The organism is Vibrio aphrogenes (genome assembly GCF_002157735.2).
GTDB lineage: Bacteria > Pseudomonadota > Gammaproteobacteria > Enterobacterales > Vibrionaceae > Vibrio > Vibrio aphrogenes.
This window is the reverse complement of record NZ_AP018689.1, coordinates 840,953-860,036: the sequence shown is the minus strand read 5'-3', so window position 1 is coordinate 860,036 and position 19,084 is coordinate 840,953. Positions and strand designations below refer to the sequence as shown.

Genomic DNA, 19,084 nt, shown 5'->3' with positions numbered 1-19,084 from the left:
GTTAACTCATTTTATTCATGCTCGAATAGCGTGATTATAAGCGGTGAGTACCACACAACTTGTTGCCAGAAGGGTCACGTAAATAGGCAAGATATAATCGCCCCGCAGGTCCATTACGCTCACCCGGAGGGTTTTCACATGATGTACCACCGTTAGCAACACCGGCTTCATGCCAAGCATCAACTAATTCCGGAGAGGTAATCGTAAAGCCAAAGGTTGAGCCATTACCATGTGTGGCAGGTTCACCATTGATGGGTGTTTTTAAAATAAAGATCCCTGTTGGCGTTGCATAAACACAACTATCGCCATGAATCACTCCTGGCTCATATCCTAATGTCCCTAAAATGGCATCATAGAATGTTTTGGATGCTTCTAGATCATTAGAACCTAACATAATGTGACTGAACATAATTCTTCCTTAATAATGAGTAACCTCGGCTGCGGTTAACTAACCACAAAACGACTTTAGCTTGATAAGCTACCATTAACTATCAGTCGCTGGCTATAACAAAAAAGGCCATCCGAAGACGACCTTTTCTCAAAAGGAGCAGTGATTACCAACCAGTCACTTCTTTTAGCGCTTCACCAATCTCGGCTAGAGACTTGGTTGTACGTACGCCAGCGGCTTCTAGTGCTGCAAATTTATCTTCCGCAGTCCCTTTACCACCTGAAATGATCGCACCTGCGTGACCCATACGTTTACCCGGAGGCGCTGTTACCCCTGCAATATAAGAAACTACAGGCTTAGTCACGTTAGCTTTAATATAAGCCGCCGCTTCTTCTTCTGCAGTACCGCCAATCTCACCAATCATTACAATCGCTTCGGTGGCAGGATCGTTTTGGAACATTTCTAGTACATCGATAAAGTTAGTACCCGGAATCGGGTCACCACCGATACCAACACAGGTAGACTGACCAAAACCCGCATCCGTTGTTTGCTTCACCGCTTCATAGGTTAGTGTACCTGAACGTGAAACGATACCTACGCGGCCAGGCTTGTGAATGTGACCAGGCATGATACCAATCTTACACTCTCCAGGAGTGATCACCCCTGGGCAGTTTGGGCCAATCATTCGCACGCCAGTTTCTTCTAGTTTTACTTTCACATCCAGCATGTCTAATGTTGGAATGCCTTCTGTAATGGTTACGATAAGTTCGATGCCAGCATCAATCGCTTCTAAAATCGCATCTTTACAAAACGCCGCCGGTACATAGATAACCGTTGCCGTTGCGCCAGTTGCTTCCACCGCTTCACGAACCGTATTAAATACCGGTAAACCCAAATGCTCAGTGCCACCTTTACCAGGAGAAACACCGCCAACCATTTGTGTGCCGTATGCAATCGCTTGTTCTGAGTGGAATGTTCCTTGACCGCCAGTAAAACCTTGGCAAATAACTTTAGTATCTTTATTAATTAGAACAGACATTATTTGCCCTCCGCCGCTTTAACTACTTGAACTGCTGCATCTTTTAGAGATGTTGCTGCAATGATATCTAAACCTGACTTCGCTAATACGTCACGGCCCAGCTCTGCATTGGTGCCTTCAAGACGAACCACCACTGGTACTTCAACACCGACTTCTTTAACTGCACCGATGATACCTTCGGCGATCATGTCACAACGAACAATTCCCCCGAAAATGTTAACCAATACCGCTTTGACATTTTCATCAGAAAGGATGATCTTAAACGCTTCTGCTACACGCTCTTTGGTCGCACCGCCACCTACATCAAGGAAGTTCGCCGGCTTACCACCATGCAAATTAACGATATCCATCGTACCCATTGCAAGACCTGCACCATTGACCATACAACCAACGTTACCATCTAGTGCGACATAATTAAGCTCATATTGTGCCGCATGTGCTTCGCGCTCATCTTCTTGTGATGGATCGTGCATTTCACGTAATTTCGGTTGACGGTACATCGCATTTGAGTCGATGTTGATCTTGCCATCAAGACATAGCAAATCACCCGCACCGGTAATAACCAATGGGTTGATTTCTAACAACGCTAAATCGTATTGAGCGAACATTTTACCTAGACCCATAAAGATCTGTGTAAATTGCTTAATTTGATTTCCTGTCAAGCCGAGCTTAAATGCCAGCTCACGACCTTGGTAAGCTTGTGGACCAACTAAAGGATCAATCGCCGCTTTATGAATTAATTCTGGCGTTTCTTCGGCGACTTTTTCAATTTCCACACCACCTTCTGTTGATGCCATGAAAACAATACGACGACTACCACGGTCAACCACAGCGCCTAAATATAATTCGTTCGCAATATCAGATGCTTCTTCAACCAAAATTTTCGTGACCGGCTGACCTTTGGCATCCGTTTGGTAAGTCACTAGATTTTTCCCTAGCCATTTTTGCGCAAACTCTTTAACGCCGTCTTTGGTGTCATGCAGCTCTACACCTCCAGCTTTACCGCGACCACCAGCATGCACTTGGCATTTCACGACTTTCTTAGCGGTACTAATACGACCCGCCGCTTCATAGGCTTCTAAAGGAGTATTGCAAGCATAACCTTCTGGTACCGGCAATCCGAATTCAGCAAATAACTGCTTAGCTTGATATTCATGCAAATTCATGTGCGACTTCCATTTTTTTATCCGTTGGGATTTATTATTTCCATAGGTATCGAAATACCTTAGTGTGTAGGTGTACTTTAAAATCGCCGAATAAATCATTATTCGGCGAGGGTATTACTGATTTATACATCAAGTAATAAACGAGCCGGATCTTCAAGTAACTCTTTAATGGTTACCAAGAATCCAACTGACTCACGACCATCAATTAAACGGTGGTCATAAGATAGCGCTAGGTACATCATTGGCAAGATTTCAACTTTTCCATCAACCGCCATTGGACGATCTTGGATTTTATGCATTCCTAAAATAGCTGCTTGCGGTGGGTTGATAATCGGAGTCGACATTAATGAACCAAATACACCACCATTGGTAATGGTGAAGTTACCGCCCATCAGATCTTCAACTTGTAATTTGCCATCACGGCCTTTAATCGCCAGCTCTTTGATGCCTTTTTCAATGTCAGCAAAGCTAAGTTGATCACAATCTTTTAAGACCGGCGTTACTAAGCCACGTGGAGTCGACACCGCCATACTAATATCAAAATAGTTGTGGTAAACAATATCATCACCATCAATCGATGCGTTGACTTCAGGATAGCGTTTTAGTGCCTCTGTTACCGCCTTCACATAGAAAGACATAAAGCCTAAGCGAGTATCATGGCGCTTTTCAAATTGATCTTTGTATTGAGCACGCAGATCCATGATTGGCTTCATATTGACTTCGTTAAACGTGGTAAGCATCGCAGTTGAATTTTTCGCTTCAAGTAGACGATTAGCCACGGTTTTACGTAGGCGAGTCATCGGAACACGCTTTTCAGTACGCGCCGCTGCTGGTGCTTCAATTTTTTGCTCTTCGGCAGGTTTTGTCGCCGCCGGTTTCGCTAGATGCGCTTCCACATCTTCACGTGTGATACGGCCACCGACTCCCGTGCCTTTCACATCAGATGCTTCTAGGCTGTGCTCGGCTAATAAACGACGCACTGCTGGGCTTAATGCGTCGTTAGACTCTTCATTTAACGAAGCTTTATGGCGCTTATCTGGTGAGGCTTCCGTTGGTTCGGCTTTATCCGTCGTTGGTTCACCTGCAACTGCACCCGGTTTTAATTTAGCTAACAGTTGCTTAGATAGAACCGTTGCCCCTTCTTCTTCTAAAATGGCTTCTAATACGCCATCTTCTGGAGCCGGCACTTCTAACACAACTTTATCGGTTTCAATTTCAACCAACACTTCATCACGCTCAACGCTGTCGCCTGGTTGTTTATGCCATGTAGCCACGGTAGCGTCGGCTACGGATTCAGGTAAATCTGGAACCAGAATTTCAATTGTCATATCTGTAAAGTCCTTATCTCTAGTTCGTTCAACTAAGAGTTTTAATCCAACTGTGCACTTAATAATCTAAATTCAAAGCATCATCGACCAATGCTTTTTGCTGTTTTAAGTGAACTGACATATAACCAACCGCTGGTGAAGCTGAAGCTGGTCGACCTGCATATTTTAACGTTGCCCCATTTGGCAATGCGAAACGCATATTGTGCTGACTGCTATACCAAGCACCTTGGTTTTGTGGTTCTTCTTGACACCAAACAAAATCTTCAACATTGGTATACTGTTCAATTGCTTTACTCACTTCATCGTATGGGAATGGGTAAAGTTGCTCGACACGTATAATAGCCACGTCAGTTTGCTCATTCTTACGGCGTTGTTCTAGCAAGTCGTAATAGACTTTACCTGAACACATCACCACACGTTTCACTTGGCTTGGCTCTAACTCATCCGTTTCCGGAATCGCGGCTTGGAAAGTGCCTTGAGCGAGATCCTCTAAGCTTGATGTACATAGTGGATGGCGCAATAAGGATTTCGGCGACATCACGATTAATGGGCGACGCATCGGACGAATCACTTGGCGACGAATCATGTGATACACCTGAGCCGGCGTTGAAGGAACGACCACTTGAATATTTTGCTCAGCGCACAATTGCAAGTAACGTTCAAGGCGAGCTGATGAGTGCTCTGGCCCCTGACCTTCATAACCATGAGGAAGCAACATAGTTAAACCGCAAAGGCGTCCCCACTTTTGCTCACCCGATGAAATGAATTGATCTATCACCACTTGAGCGCCGTTGGCGAAATCACCAAATTGAGCTTCCCAAATGGTTAAACCACTTGGCTCTGCGGTCGCATAACCGTATTCAAACGCCAATACTGCTTCTTCAGACAATACTGAATCAAACACTTGGAATGGCCCTTGATTATCATGAATATGACCCAACGGCATATAGGTACTGGCTGTATCTTGATCATGCAACACCGCATGACGGTGGAAGAAAGTACCACGACCAGAGTCTTGCCCAGTGAATCGAATACGTTTACCGCCATCGACTATCGTTGCATAAGCTAAAATTTCAGCCATGCCCCAATCAATTGGTTTTTCACCCGCAACCATCGCAACACGGTCGTTATACAGTTTTTCAACTCGGCTTTGTAAAGTATGACTTTCTGGGAATTGACACACTTTGGTGCCCAAATCTTTTAATCGATTAAAGTCAATTTGGTTATCCCACTCTTCATTCCATTCATGACCGAGGTAGGGCGACCAGTCTACAGAATGCAGCGCCATTGGACGCCATTCTTTCACCACGACTTCGCCACGATCTAAGGCATCTCGGTATTCATTGATTAACTGTGTTGCGGTTTCAAGTTCAATATCTTGACGATCCACCAGTACATCAGCATACAATTTACGAGGTGTTGGATGTTTTTTGATTTTTTGGTACATCAAAGGTTGAGTCGCATTCGGCTCATCGGCTTCGTTATGACCATGGCGGCGATAACACACTAAATCAATCACTACATCACGTTTGAACTCGTTACGATAATCCAAAGCAATACGCGTAATAAAAGCGACCGCTTCTGGGTCATCGGCATTCACGTGGAAGATCGGTGCCTGTACCATTTTCGCAATATCAGTACAGTACATGGTAGAACGAGTATCACGCGGATTGGAGGTCGTAAAACCGATTTGGTTATTGACGACAATGCGTACCGTACCACCGACCTGATAGCCACGAGCCTGTGACATATTAAAGGTTTCTGCGACCACACCTTGACCGGCAATGGCCGAGTCGCCGTGAATAGTGATCGGTAAAACTTTGCTGCCATCTTTATCGCCTAAACGATCTTGGCGAGCACGTACCGAACCAATCACTACAGGGTTAACAATTTCTAGGTGAGATGGGTTAAACGCCAAGGCTAAATGAACATTACCGCCAGGTGTTGCAAAATCAGCAGAGAAACCTTGATGGTATTTCACATCCCCGGTACCCCATGTTTCATCATGTTTACCAGCAAACTCATCAAATAGATCTTGAGGTTTCTTACCTAACACGTTGACTAACATGTTCAAGCGACCACGGTGAGCCATACCAATAACAACTTCGCGCATGCCTTGTGAGCCAGCATGACGAATCAACTCTTTGGTCATTGGTATCAGTGCATCCCCCCCTTCTAATGAGAAGCGTTTGGCACCCGGGAATTTCGCACCAAGATAACGCTCAAGTCCTTCCGCTGCAGTCAGTTCATCAAGGAAGGTTAACTTCTCATCTTGTGTGAAAGTTCCTTCACCGACGACAGACTCTAAGCGGTCTTGGATCCAGCGTTTTTCTTCGGTGTTAGTAATATGCATGTATTCAGCACCAATAGAACCACAGTAGATTTTATTCAGTGCGTCATAGATGTCTTTTAATGGCATAGTCTCTTGGCCAACCGCGAAAGAACCGACATTAAAGGACTCTTGGAAATCGTCTTGGGAGAGATTATGGAAAGCAGGATCCAGTTCAGCGACAGATTCACGTTTCCAAATATTGAGAGGGTCTAAATTTGCAGCTTGATGCCCACGGAAACGGTAAGCATTGATTAACTGCAAAACTTTTACTTGTTTAGCATCGACATCAGGATCACTAACTTGGACATTGTAATGCTTTGTCTCTTTCGCTAATCGTCTAAAGTAGTCACGAACACGAGAATGTGGTTGTTCACCATGCGCCGCAGCTTCTACGGGTAGGTTATCAAACACCTTTTTCCATTCGTCACCGACTTGATCGGGATCACTAAGATACAGTTCGTAGAGTTCTTCTACGTAAGTTGCATTGGCGCCAGCCAAGTGTGAAGACTCGAGCCATGCCTTCATCACGCCGTTGTGCATATTTTCCCTTAACCTTTTTTGGTTTCAAATTATGCTTCGAGATTTACTTACCTTAATTCAGAGTAAGTAAATACCTGATTAGCAGTCGACCTAACCACCAGGCCGACTGCCCTTGCTCTGTGAGCAATTTTTATACTGAGCGATTGATCAACATCGATTTGATATGACCAATGGCTTTTGTCGGGTTTAACCCCTTAGGGCAAACATTGACACAGTTCATAATCTCATGGCAACGGAAAACGCTAAATGCATCATCAAGATTTGATAAGCGTTCGTCTGTCGCAGTATCGCGGCTATCAATTAACCAACGATAAGCGGCCAATAAGCCAGCTGGGCCAATAAATTTATCTGGGTTCCACCAAAACGATGGGCACGATGTCGTACAACATGCACACATAATACAATCGTACAAACCATCTAAATGCGCACGATCTTCCGGCGACTGTAGATGCTCACGTGATGGTGGTAATTCACCGTCATTAATCAAATACGGTTTTACTTTGGCATAGTTATCGTAAAATTGAGCCATATCGACAATCAAGTCACGAATAACCGGTAAACCCGGCAATGGACGAATCACTACTTTACCTTTACCACTCAGTGCTGACAATGGTGTAATGCAAGCTAAGCCATTCTTACCATTCATATTTAATCCATCTGAGCCGCAAACACCTTCACGACAAGAACGACGGAATGAAATGGTGGGATCTTGTTCTTTTAGCAAAATTAAAGCATCCAACACCATCATGTCAGAGCCTTCTTCAACCTCCATTACGTAATCTTTCATATAAGGTTTTTTGTCGACATCTGGGTTGTAGCGATATAAAGAAAAATTCACTTTCATTGTTCAACCCTCCCTTAATAAGTACGTACTTTTGGTGGAAATGCTTCACGTAATACCGGCTGCATATTCACATCACGTTTCGACATTTGTTCTGTCTCTGGATTATAAATAGAGTGGCATAGCCAGTTAGCATCATCACGATCTGGGTAATCAAAACGAGCATGTGCACCACGGCTTTCCGTACGGTAGTTCGCTGCCACTGCGGTTGCAAAAGCGGTTTCCATCAAGTTATCCAACTCTAAACACTCAACTCGCTGAGTATTAAATTCTGTCGATTTGTCCGATAGATGGGCATTTTTCAAACGCTCACGAATAACTTTCAATTCTTCCAAACCTTCCGCCATCGCTTCCCCTTCACGGAATACCGAGAAGCTACGTTGCATACAGCTTTGTAAGTCTTTACGAATTTGTACTGGATCTTCGCCACCAGTGCTGTTTTCCCAGCGATTGAAACGAGCCAATGAGGCTTCAATATCAGAGTCTGTCGCTTCACGAGCTTCCGCTTGCGCTGCAAGAGTTTCCCCTAGATGTAAACCTGTAGCACGACCAAAGACCACCAAATCAAGTAAAGAGTTCCCGCCTAGACGGTTAGCCCCATGTACTGATACCGAAGCGATCTCACCACACGCAAATAAGCCTTGAACTTCTGAATCTGTACCATCCGCATTTTGCTTAATTGCTTGACCTGAAACCTGAGTTGGCACTCCGCCCATCATATAGTGACAAGTTGGAATAACTGGAATCGGCTCTTTGACTGGATCAACGTGCGCAAAGGTACGTGATAATTCAAGAATACCCGGTAAACGTGCATCCAAGACATCTTTGCCTAAATGGTCTAGTTTCAGTTTGATATGCGGTCCCCAAGGGCCGTCACAACCACGACCTTCACGGATTTCAATCATCATTGAACGAGCCACCACATCACGGCCAGCCAAGTCTTTGGCATTTGGTGCATAGCGTTCCATGAAACGTTCGCCATCTTTATTGAGAAGATAACCCCCTTCACCGCGACAACCTTCAGTAACTAAGACACCAGCACCAGCAATACCCGTTGGGTGGAATTGCCACATTTCAATATCTTGCATTGGCACGCCAGCACGCAGCGCCATCCCAACACCATCACCGGTATTAATGTGCGCATTGGTGGTCGATTGATAAATACGACCCGCCCCACCCGTTGCGAGTACCGTCGCTTTGGCTTTGAAATAGCAAATCTCGCCCGTTTCCATGCAAAGTGCGGTTGTCCCTAAAATCGCACCGTCTTGGTTTTTCACAAGATCAAGTGCATACCACTCAGAGAAAATGGTGGTTTTATGTTTGATATTTTGTTGATAAAGCGTATGCAGTAATGCATGGCCAGTTCGGTCTGCTGCGGCCGCTGTACGCGCCGCTTGCTCCCCACCAAAATCTTTAGATTGACCTCCAAATGGGCGCTGGTAAATGGAGCCATCGTCAAAACGAGAAAACGGTAAGCCCATTTTCTCTAACTCAATCACCGACTCTGGACCATTTTTACACATGTATTCGATCGCATTTTGGTCACCAATATAATCAGAGCCTTTCACCGTGTCATACATGTGCCACTGCCAGTCGTCTTTATGAGAGTTACCTAATGCAACGGTTATCCCACCTTGCGCTGAAACAGTGTGTGAACGAGTTGGAAATACTTTTGATAGCAACGCACAAGATAGACCTTGCTCAGAAATTTGTAATGCAGCGCGCATACCTGCGCCACCTGCGCCGATAACAACGGCATCGAATTCACGAACGGGAATACTCACTTACACACCCCACAGAATAAATAGACCAGAGAAGAAATACGCAATCAGTGTCACGATAATAAGCAGTTGTAAAACAAGACGAATTGCGGTTGGTTTAATATAATCGGTCAACACTTGCCACATACCAATCCATGCATGAATAAGCACGCTGACTAAGGCAACCATAGTGAACACTTTGGTGAAAGTACCACTAAAAAACGATTGCCAAGACAGATAGTTGATATCTGGTCCACAAGCTAGATAGCCCACCATATACACGGTATATAGGGCCATAATAATGCCTGTTGCACGAATGAGGAGGTAATCATGAACTCCATTACGTCCGAATGAAGAAATGTGCTTTACCATACAAGAACTCCTGCTAATACCGATAATATAGCTGTAACCACGAAAACCGCTTTCGCACTCAGCGCGCCGCTTTCTTTCTCTTCAAAATATTTCATATCCATGAATAAATGACGGATACCACCACAAATGTGATAAGCCAATGCGGTCAAAATGCCCCATAAAATAAATTTTACGGCAAAGCTTTCAATCACGTTGCTCACTTGTGAAAAACCGACTGGAGATGATAGTGAAGTGGCAAGGAGCCATAATAAGATACCAACAGAAACAAACATAATGACACCAGAGATACGGTGCACAATGGATGCGATTGCGGAAATCGGGAAATGTATCGTTTGTAAATCTAAATTAACTGGTCTGGACTTTTTTTCTTTCACGGGTGTGCTCACTCAGCTCTATTAAGAGCATTTATAGTTATTGACATAAATTGATAAACACCCTGTAACGATTTAATTAACAACTTCAGTCCATAACACCCAGTTTATCTATGAATTTTTTGTTAATTAAACGTCATTTTCATCCAGAGCTGCTTCTTAAACCCCTGATAAAATAAGGCGTTAACCAAAATTTTCATAAGCACTATACGACTGCCAACATATAAATTCAATTCATGTAACAAAATATGCTACATAGAACATATTTTTAACTTTTTCCACGTAAAAAATTCAAAGCATCCCACAGAACCGATTAGAATAATTGACTTTAGCCGCTAACCTGAGTACAAAAACCACACACAAAATATCCTGGACGGATTAATAATTTACAAAGGAGAATGTCATGGCGGATAAGAAAGCGACCCTTCATATCGAGGGAAAAGCACCTATTGAGCTCCCAATATTGAGTGGTACAGACGGTCCTGATGTACTAGATGTGCGTAAATTAGGTGCAAGTGGTTACTTTACATTTGACCCAGGTTTTCTTGCTACAGCGTCTTGCGAATCCCAAATCACATATATCGATGGTGGTAAAGGAATCTTACTACACCGCGGTTTCCCAATTGATCAACTTGCCAATAACGCAGACTATTTAGAAGTTTGCTATATCCTACTTTATGGCGAAGCGCCTTCTCGCTCCGAATACGAAAAATTCAAAAAAATCGTCTCTGACCACACGATGGTGCATGAGCAAATTGCAAGTTTCTTCCACGGCTTCCGTCGTGATGCGCACCCAATGGCTGTGATGTGTGGTGTAGTAGGTGCATTATCTGCGTTTTATCATGATGCACTTGATATTAACAACGCGACTCACCGTGAAATTACCGCATTCCGTTTATTGTCAAAAATGCCGACCTTAGCTGCGATGTGTTACAAATACTCTATCGGCCAACCATTTATCTACCCACGCAATGAATTGGATTATGCCGGAAACTTCCTTCACATGATGTTCGCTAATCCTTGTGAAGAGTATATGGTCAACCCTGTGGTTTCTCGTGCCATGGATAAGATTTTTACCTTACATGCAGACCACGAACAAAACGCATCAACCTCAACGGTTCGTCTCGCGGGCTCTTCAGGTGCTAACCCATTCGCTTGTATTGCTGCAGGTATTGCTTCTTTATGGGGACCTGCTCATGGTGGAGCGAATGAAGCTTGCTTGAAAATGCTAGAAGAAATTGGCAGCGTTGAAAATATTCCAGAATACATTGAAAAAGCGAAAGACAAAGATGACCCATTCCGTTTAATGGGCTTTGGTCACCGTGTTTACAAAAACTTCGATCCTCGAGCCAAAGTGATGCGAGAGTCTTGTCATGAAGTGCTGTCGGAACTCAACATCAAAGATCCTCTGCTCGATGTCGCCATGGAATTAGAACGCATTGCGCTGTCTGACCCTTACTTTGTCGAGAAGAAATTGTATCCAAACGTTGACTTCTATTCTGGCATTATCTTAAAAGCCATTGGCATTCCAGTATCTATGTTTACGGTTATCTTTGCGATTTCTCGTACTATTGGCTGGATCGCACATTGGAATGAAATGCACGACGATCCAAACAACCGCATCGGTCGTCCTCGTCAGCTTTATACCGGTAAACTTGAGCGTGATTTCACACCACTTCAAGAACGTGAATAATAGTCTCAGCTAGACCAAGACAACAAAGCGAGCCGACAATGGCTCGCTTTCTCGTTTCTCGTTTCTCGTTTCTCGTTTCTCGTTTCTCGTTTCTCGTTTCTCGTTTCTCGAGGACGATGCTACGCTAGACCGGGTTGTCGATATCGATAAACTCAACCTCAAAACCATGTGCTTGAGCTAACCATTCTCCTAGTGCTTTAACGCCATAACGCTCAGTAGCATGGTGGCCAGCAGAGAAATAATGAATGCCTAATTCACGAGCAATATATGTGGTGCGCTCAGAAATTTCACCAGAAATAAAGGCATCTAAGCCAGATTTTGCCGCCAACTCAATATAATCTTGACCGCCGCCCGTACACCAACCAATAGTTTTAATCGGCTTATTTAGCTCTTGCGGGGCGATGTGCAAGGGTTTGCGTTGTAACACTTTTTCAATGCGCGCCGCCAGTTGTTTACCCGACAAAGAGGTTTTAAACTCACCAAACATCGCCACAGATTGCGGATGCCCTTCTAGTCCACCTTGAGTATCAATCTCCAATAATTGAGCCAATTGGGCGTTATTTCCAAGTTCAGGATGAATATCCAGTGGTAAATGGTACGCATACAAATTGATATTATTTTGGATCAAGTGGCGAATGCGTTTACCTTTCATACCAACTAAAGGTTCGGCTTCTCCTTTCCAGAAATACCCATGGTGCACTAAAATCGCATCCGCCTTGGCTTCAATTGCAGCATCAATCAATGCTTGTGAGGCCGTCACCCCAGTGATGATCTTATTGACCTCTGACGTCCCTTCCACTTGTAAACCATTTGGGCAATAGTCTTTTACCAGTTGAGGTGATAAAGTTTGATTGAGCAATATCTCTAATTTCAGGTTATTCATTAACAGCCCTTTTGATTAATCTCAGATGGTGATTTAACAATGATCAACGGATGACGGCAAGGTTTCAACCTTTAACGCAAGGAATACGCATTATTCATGATGAAATATCAAATTTCGCCGCAACAACAAGACGAATTATTTCACAAAATCAGTCACTGGATGGCGGACACGCCACCACTGTTGATGCCCGATAATCACAGACTCGCCGACAACCCCTTCTCAGTCGAGATCCCCCCTCAGCCCATCGCTTATTCAGGAAACTCCAGACTTGGATTTTGGTATCAACATTTATGTCACCAACTGTTTGCTGGTCATCCTAATTATGAGATTTTAGCTGAAGAAATCCAGTTAAATCATCAAGGAAGAACCATTGGTGCGTTAGATTTTGTGGTGCATAATAATGCCACAAAGCGAAGTGAACATTGGGAAGTGGCCGTCAAGTTTTACCTTCTTTTTGACGGATTATGGTATGGCCCCAATAGCCGTGATCGGCTGGATCGTAAACTCGCGCACATGCTCAAACACCAACTGGCGATGTCACAACACCCCTGCTTTAAACAAAAATATCCTGAACTTGAGCAAATTGACCCTAAATTACTGATGCAAGGTCGTCTCTATATCAATCCGTTTCGCGATGAGCTAACCCCAACCAATTGTCTTGATTTCACTATCAATTCTTCACAAATCAATGGTTATTGGTGCTTTTTCAGTGAGTTAGAAAAGATTAATCAACCGCTATATGTCCTTAAAAAAGGACAATGGCTAACTGGTAAAGAGCCTGATTCCTCACCGTTGCAGACACTTGGAGATGAGTTTGTGCATTGCCAAGCCCAAGATGGACGTTTCTGGTTTATCCTGCCCAATATCTGGCCAAACCACGCGGTAAAATGATCCACATGAAAATAAAAACGAGAGCACTGAGGCTCTCGTTTTTGCACCATAGATCGTCTTCGCGACAGCCTATAAGCCAGCGTTTGCAAACACCTGATTGACGATTTCTTGCGCTTCTTTTTCAATTTGCTTCAAGTGGGTTTCTCCTTTGAAGCTTTCACAATAAATTTTGTAAATCTCTTCCGTTCCTGATGGGCGCGCGGCAAACCAACCGTTGTCAGTAGTCACTTTTAAACCACCAATTGCCCCGCCATTACCTTGAGCATGAGTTAATCGCGCGGTAATTTTCTCACCCGCCAATTCATCGGCACTCACCATTTCAGCCGACATACTTTTGAGCACATTTTTTTGCTCAGTGTTGGCTACCGCTTGAATACGGTTATAAGCTGATGCACCATGTTTCGCCGCAAGCTTATTATAATATTGCTGCGGATTCATACCGGTCACAGCGGTAATTTCAGCCGCTAACAAACATAAAATAATGCCATCTTTATCGGTAGACCACGGTGTGCCATCTTTACGCAAGAAAGACGCCCCAGCACTTTCTTCACCACCAAAACCAAAGCGCCCGTCATACAAACCGTCAACAAACCATTTGAAACCAACCGGTACTTCGCACAGTTCGCGACCTAGATCCGCTACCACACGATCAATAATGGCGCTAGAAACTAACGTTTTACCCACTTGAACATCCGGCTTCCACTCACTGCGATGACGGAACAAGTAATCAATGCACACCGCGAGATAATGGTTGGGATCCATTAACCCTTGTGGAGTTACAATCCCATGGCGGTCATAGTCAGGGTCGTTGCCGAAAGCCAAATCATAATCATCTTTCAACGCCAATAAACTCGCCATCGCATAAGGGGATGAACAATCCATACGGATCACCCCATCTTTATCAAGCGTCATAAACTGAAAAGACGGATCGACGGTTTCATTCACTAAGGTCATATCAAGTTGATAAGTTTTAGCAATGCGACGCCAGTATTCAATGCCTGCCCCGCCTAAAGGATCGATGCCAATTTTAATGTTGGCTTTTTGAATCGCCTCCATATCAATGACATTGACTAGGTCATCCACGTAAGGTTGAACTAAATCCATAGCCAATACTTGCTCTAAGGCATTATCGGCGCGTTTCACCCCGGCAAGTTGTGCGCGAATGTATTGGTTCGCTTTGTCTTCAATACGTTGCGTAATTTCCGCTTCTGCTGGACCACCATGGCTTGGGTTATATTTAATACCACCATCTTGTGGCGGGTTATGCGATGGTGTGATCACAATTCCATCAGCTTTATCTTGATGAGCCAGGTTATAGGTTAATATCGCATGGGAAATACCCGGGGTCGGGGTGAATCCATTGTCAGCTTGAACAATCACCTTAATCCCATTTGCAACCAAGACTTCAATGACTGAGCGACAAGCAGGCTCAGATAAAGCATGCGTATCTTTTCCGACAAACATTGGCCCCGTTAGCCCACTGGCCACACGCTCATCTACCACCGCTTGAGCGATCGCTAAAATGTGGTTTTGGTTAAAGGTCGCTTTGGTTGAACATCCACGGTGACCCGAAGTCCCAAATTGAACTTTATGTGCAGGATTGTCAGCACTCGGTTGCACGAAAAAATAATCACTCACTAAAGCAGGAATATTGATGAGATCTTCCGGTAAAGTTTTTGTACCAGCTCTTGGATGAATAGGCATTCCATAATCCTTTGCAATAATCTTAAAGTAAAAAAGCCTCATAATAGGTGGGAAACAAATATTATGAGGCTCTTATCAAAACTGTGTGGTATTTAAACGTTAGATGGCATTACACACTTTATCAATGAGATCAGCTTGAAAGCCCATCTGTGTCATTAATTGCTGCACCATTTGGCGTTTGCGGTTGGTATTGTTGTTGGTAATCACCCAAAATGGAGTATTGGGGATCGAGCGAGGTTTGGTTGTTTTGCCGCTCGCCAGCAATGTTTCTTCATTGTCAGCAAAATAAACACGGGTACGACCTTTCACCTTCGCCGCTTCCGCAAAATTGGCTGCATTGACATGGTACAAAGAAGATAAAATCATCATAAAACGATCGATGGCTTTATCTTTTTCTGCGAACTCATCAGAGATCAATAAGGAGCGCATTACTTTCACGCCATCAGGCTTCTCTTGCTTCGCGGGTTGAGTCGGTGTTTCGATCACAACCGGTTGTGCGACTTGAATAGCCTCTTGTGATCCTTGCTGCCCACCGATTAAAAGTCGACGTAATATATCCGAGGCACTTTCACCAATATGTTGGGTTTGACTCGCAATATAACGATAAAGTTCTTCATCTACTTCAATGGTTTTCATTGGCTTTTCACAATCTCAATCTGTTTAAAACTGGTGTGATTATACCTATAAGTGAACAGATACTCTATGCCAAATACGATGAGTTAATCATAAAAAGGATCGGTTTGATCACTGAATCTTTTATTCTTACCTGATCGTCTGTTCAAAAAAGCCTCTACCATAACTATAGAGGCTTTCTTTGCTTGCAGGATATCTATTCGTACCATTACACAATTTAATAAGCTTTTGTTCCTAAGATATGTTGATCAACGGGAGATGGCGTACCATATAACGAATCTTTCGCATGAAACTGTTTCGCGGTTTCAGCCACCGATTTCATTACCCGCGGATCTTGTGGGCGTTCATGGCTATTAATGAACGTCGACACATCCCATGCTTGTTGATCGGTTAAACTGTTTCCTTTACTTAAAGGCATGTTCGCTTTAATAAAGTTAGCCGCAGAACTGATTTGATGCATACCAGCTCCCCAGTTATAACTGTCTTTACCCCATAATGGAGGGAAAACATAACGCTCACCAACCTTGCGCCCTTCCCCATTATCACCATGACACAATGCACATTCTGCTTTATATACTTCCTGACCCCGGATAAAGTCAGGGGCTAACTTCGGTTGGGCTGCTTTGGGAAATCCGCGGCCAGAAATCTTCGCGTTCACTTTGGCATCAGTCGCTAACCAATATGAATAAGCCGTTAAATCTAAAATTTCTTGGCTGGTGGCCGCAGGTGGCTTTCCATTCATAGAATAAGCAAAACACCCTTGTAAGCGATCTTCATAAGTATTGATCTTGTTATTTTTACCCCGATATGCAGGATAAGACACATACGCCCCCCATAAAGGAGCTGAATTGGCTAAGCGTCCCGCTGATAAATGACAATTGGTACAGTTAAGGCCATTTCCGACCGCGCCATCACTTTTCATCTGCTGGCTATTCATAAAAATAGAATAACCTCGCTTTACTGCCTCAGCGAAATGCTCTTCAGGAATAGCGTTCCAATCAGGAACTTGGTGGTAATTCTCACCTTCTGCGAGAGCTTTTCCTGGTTCTACCTGAGCTAAATCGGTATGACCGGTTTCCGCCCATGTCATCGCACTTAACAGAGAAAGGCTTAATAAGAGATATTTCATTTTTTCACCTCCGCTGTTTGTTGTCCTATCGGTTGACCAAGTGAGGCGAAATAACCTGACACAGCCTTAATTTCTTCATCCGTTAAACCATTCGCAATCGGCCCCATTAACGCCATCGCCCCTGGTGGACGAGTCCCATCTTTCCATGATTTCATCTGGTTGATTAAATACGCGGCATTTTGCCCCGCAAGACGAGGGAAACTAGGCTTGACGCCGACGCCACTCGGACCATGACAAGCCACGCAAGCCGGAATGTTCGCTTCCATTTTTCCGCTATAAGCAATTTTTTCACCTAACTTCATATCTCCAGGCCATTTATCACCTCGCCATTGCAGGTCAAACGTTAATGCATTCGGCACACTTGAATAATGTTTTACAATGGTTGCCATTTGTTCATCTGAAATTTGATAAATAAACGCGTCCATAAAAGTGGTGTGGCGCTTCTTGCTACGAAAGTTTTCAACTTGCTCGTGGAGGTATTGTTCTGATTGTCCCCATAAATTAGGAATATGGTCTAAAGTAGAGACGCCATTCACTCCATGACAAGTGGAACAAAACGGCACAATTCCTTCTTTTTCTTCTGGTAAACTTTCTGCGGCTCCTATTATGGGAAGCAGCAATAAAGCTACCGCTGTTAAACGTTTTTTCATATTACTTCCTAATTATTATAGACTGATTAGATTACAAATAATTAAAGTATAGCGGATTCGATTTACAGTGCTTTTACAATAAGAACAGATAGTTAATATAAAATAAATTATTTTGTTTAATTTATGTTCACAAATGTAAGCCCGTCGACAGATTACTTTCTCTTTCACTCTGTATTATCATACGCCGCATCGCTTTTATCTGGGGAAACCTCATGCCATCACAACCCTTATTAAATTACACAATTCAAGGACAAGGTCCCGCCATTATTCTGATTCATGGTTTATTTGGCAGTTTAAGCAACCTCGGGTTATTAGCCCGCGATTTCACCACCGACCATACGGTCATTAGCGTCGACTTACGCAATCATGGCCACTCTTTTCATAGTGATACAATGCACTATCAAGCAATGGCAGACGATCTATTGCGCTTACTAAGCCACCTAAATGTAGAATCTGCGATCGTGGTCGGCCACTCGATGGGGGGTAAAGCAGCAATGGCATTATCAGCATTGGCCCCGCAGAAAATTACTCAATTGGTGGTTCTTGATATGGCACCGATCCATTACACCCAAAGACGCCATGACAATGTATTTGCTGGGTTACAATCTGTGATACAACAAAAACCAACCACAAGAAAAGCCGCTTTAGAGTGTCTTAGCCAGCATCTTGAATTAGATGGCGTTCGCCAATTTCTAGCTAAATCATTACATCACAAAGATGTCTATATGCAGTGGCTATTCAATGTGGAGGTGATCATCAATAATTATCATCACATTCAAGGCTGGGATCCTATTGCCCCTTTCCAGAATAAAACGCTCTTCTTAAAAGGTGCGAATTCAGATTATTTACTCCCTGAGCACCAATCAGCTATTATCCAACAATTTCCCAATAGCAAAGCCCATGTGATCGCCAATACGGGTCACTGGCTCCATGCGGAAAAGCCGGATGAAGTCCTCAGAGCGATTCGACGTTTTATTGCGAAATAATTCGTATTTCCTGTTAGGACGAGAGCGAGTTCGCATTAACTTTCAACGAGATTAATGCTATAGTTCAGCGATAAAAAACAAAGGTGATCAAACCTATGCTGTATGAACATATAAACACCATAGAATCTTTGGGTTTAGACTTATTTTTTGCATTCTTATTTTTGTTGATTGGATTAGCCATCAAAGATGTATTAAAACAAGGCAATGTTCCTGTATTTGGTCGCCGTATTGTATGGCTAGTTTTATTTTTAGGTTGTGCCGGCTTTATTGCTAAAGGCTTAATTCAAATGAGCTGGGAAGGTACAGGCTTAGGTTGAATCTCTTATTCAACTGCATCATTTTTTAATTCGATTGATACCGTCATATTCGGTAATAGAT

18 protein-coding genes are annotated in these 19,084 nt (G+C 43.6%); 4 read left to right on the top strand and 14 right to left on the bottom strand.

Annotated elements, in window-relative coordinates:
- Positions 1-34: 34 nt before the first annotated feature.
- The 9 genes from VCA1004_RS04020 to sdhC all read right to left on the bottom strand — a co-directional run bounded on the left by VCA1004_RS04020 (position 35) and on the right by sdhC (position 10,152).
- Positions 35-409, bottom strand: a complete 375-nt coding sequence (locus VCA1004_RS04020) for a VOC family protein (protein ID WP_086982776.1) — start codon at positions 407-409, stop codon at positions 35-37.
- Positions 410-554: 145 nt separating this feature from the next.
- Positions 555-1,427: a succinate--CoA ligase subunit alpha gene (gene sucD, locus VCA1004_RS04015; protein ID WP_086982774.1), complete on the bottom strand. Its 873-nt coding sequence runs from the start codon at positions 1,425-1,427 to the stop codon at positions 555-557.
- Positions 1,427-2,593, bottom strand: a complete 1,167-nt coding sequence (sucC, locus tag VCA1004_RS04010) for an ADP-forming succinate--CoA ligase subunit beta (RefSeq protein WP_086982772.1) — start codon at positions 2,591-2,593, stop codon at positions 1,427-1,429. Before sucC ends, sucD begins: the two co-directional genes overlap by 1 nt.
- 122 nt (positions 2,594-2,715) lie before the next feature.
- Positions 2,716-3,921 carry a 2-oxoglutarate dehydrogenase complex dihydrolipoyllysine-residue succinyltransferase gene (odhB, locus tag VCA1004_RS04005; protein ID WP_086982770.1) on the bottom strand — a complete coding sequence of 402 codons (1,206 nt, stop codon included), beginning with the start codon at positions 3,919-3,921 and terminating at the stop codon, positions 2,716-2,718.
- A gap of 58 nt (positions 3,922-3,979) precedes the next feature.
- Positions 3,980-6,793 carry a 2-oxoglutarate dehydrogenase E1 component gene (sucA, locus tag VCA1004_RS04000; RefSeq protein WP_086982768.1) on the bottom strand — a complete coding sequence of 938 codons (2,814 nt, stop codon included), beginning with the start codon at positions 6,791-6,793 and terminating at the stop codon, positions 3,980-3,982.
- A gap of 130 nt (positions 6,794-6,923) precedes the next feature.
- Positions 6,924-7,637, bottom strand: coding sequence for a succinate dehydrogenase iron-sulfur subunit (locus VCA1004_RS03995; protein ID WP_086982767.1), 714 nt, complete (start codon positions 7,635-7,637; stop codon positions 6,924-6,926).
- Positions 7,638-7,651: 14 nt separating this feature from the next.
- A complete protein-coding gene (gene sdhA, locus VCA1004_RS03990; RefSeq protein WP_086982766.1) occupies positions 7,652-9,418 on the bottom strand; it encodes a succinate dehydrogenase flavoprotein subunit in 1,767 nt (588 codons plus the stop codon).
- The gene (sdhD, locus tag VCA1004_RS03985; RefSeq protein ID WP_086982764.1) at positions 9,419-9,766 is read right to left on the bottom strand and encodes a succinate dehydrogenase, hydrophobic membrane anchor protein; all 348 of its coding nucleotides are present in this window, start codon (positions 9,764-9,766) and stop codon (positions 9,419-9,421) included.
- Positions 9,760-10,152, bottom strand: coding sequence for a succinate dehydrogenase cytochrome b556 subunit (sdhC, locus tag VCA1004_RS03980; protein ID WP_086982762.1), 393 nt, complete (start codon positions 10,150-10,152; stop codon positions 9,760-9,762). Before sdhC ends, sdhD begins: the two co-directional genes overlap by 7 nt.
- Before the next feature lie 388 nt (positions 10,153-10,540).
- Here sdhC and VCA1004_RS03975 point away from each other — a divergent pair, with 388 nt between their 5' ends.
- A complete protein-coding gene (locus tag VCA1004_RS03975) occupies positions 10,541-11,830 on the top strand; it encodes a citrate synthase (RefSeq protein ID WP_086982760.1) in 1,290 nt (429 codons plus the stop codon).
- 124 nt (positions 11,831-11,954) lie between these two features.
- Here VCA1004_RS03975 and VCA1004_RS03970 read toward each other — a convergent pair whose 3' ends face one another.
- Complete coding sequence (locus tag VCA1004_RS03970; RefSeq protein WP_086982758.1) at positions 11,955-12,713, bottom strand: Nif3-like dinuclear metal center hexameric protein; 759 nt, start codon at positions 12,711-12,713, stop codon at positions 11,955-11,957.
- Between the two features lie 96 nt (positions 12,714-12,809).
- Between VCA1004_RS03970 and VCA1004_RS03965 the strand changes: the two genes are divergently transcribed.
- Entirely contained in the window at positions 12,810-13,604 is a 795-nt protein-coding gene (locus tag VCA1004_RS03965; RefSeq protein ID WP_232012621.1) for a DUF1853 family protein, read from the top strand.
- Positions 13,605-13,673: 69 nt separating this feature from the next.
- Here the strand turns inward: VCA1004_RS03965 and pgm are convergent, their stop codons facing one another.
- From pgm to VCA1004_RS03945, 4 genes are all read right to left on the bottom strand, one after another.
- Entirely contained in the window at positions 13,674-15,308 is a 1,635-nt protein-coding gene (pgm, locus tag VCA1004_RS03960; protein WP_086982756.1) for a phosphoglucomutase (alpha-D-glucose-1,6-bisphosphate-dependent), read from the bottom strand.
- A gap of 99 nt (positions 15,309-15,407) precedes the next feature.
- Positions 15,408-15,944: a replication initiation negative regulator SeqA gene (gene seqA / locus VCA1004_RS03955; protein WP_086982754.1), complete on the bottom strand. Its 537-nt coding sequence runs from the start codon at positions 15,942-15,944 to the stop codon at positions 15,408-15,410.
- 214 nt (positions 15,945-16,158) lie between these two features.
- Positions 16,159-17,070 carry a c-type cytochrome gene (locus VCA1004_RS03950; protein ID WP_086982752.1) on the bottom strand — a complete coding sequence of 304 codons (912 nt, stop codon included), beginning with the start codon at positions 17,068-17,070 and terminating at the stop codon, positions 16,159-16,161.
- Positions 17,067-17,720, bottom strand: a complete 654-nt coding sequence (locus VCA1004_RS03945; RefSeq protein ID WP_086982750.1) for a c-type cytochrome — start codon at positions 17,718-17,720, stop codon at positions 17,067-17,069. Before VCA1004_RS03945 ends, VCA1004_RS03950 begins: the two co-directional genes overlap by 4 nt.
- A 212-nt stretch (positions 17,721-17,932) precedes the next feature.
- Here VCA1004_RS03945 and VCA1004_RS03940 point away from each other — a divergent pair, with 212 nt between their 5' ends.
- Positions 17,933-18,706, top strand: coding sequence for an alpha/beta fold hydrolase (locus VCA1004_RS03940; RefSeq protein WP_086982748.1), 774 nt, complete (start codon positions 17,933-17,935; stop codon positions 18,704-18,706).
- A 95-nt stretch (positions 18,707-18,801) separates the two neighbouring features.
- Entirely contained in the window at positions 18,802-19,023 is a 222-nt protein-coding gene (locus tag VCA1004_RS03935; RefSeq protein WP_086982746.1) for a DUF2788 domain-containing protein, read from the top strand.
- Positions 19,024-19,084: the final 61 nt, after the last annotated feature.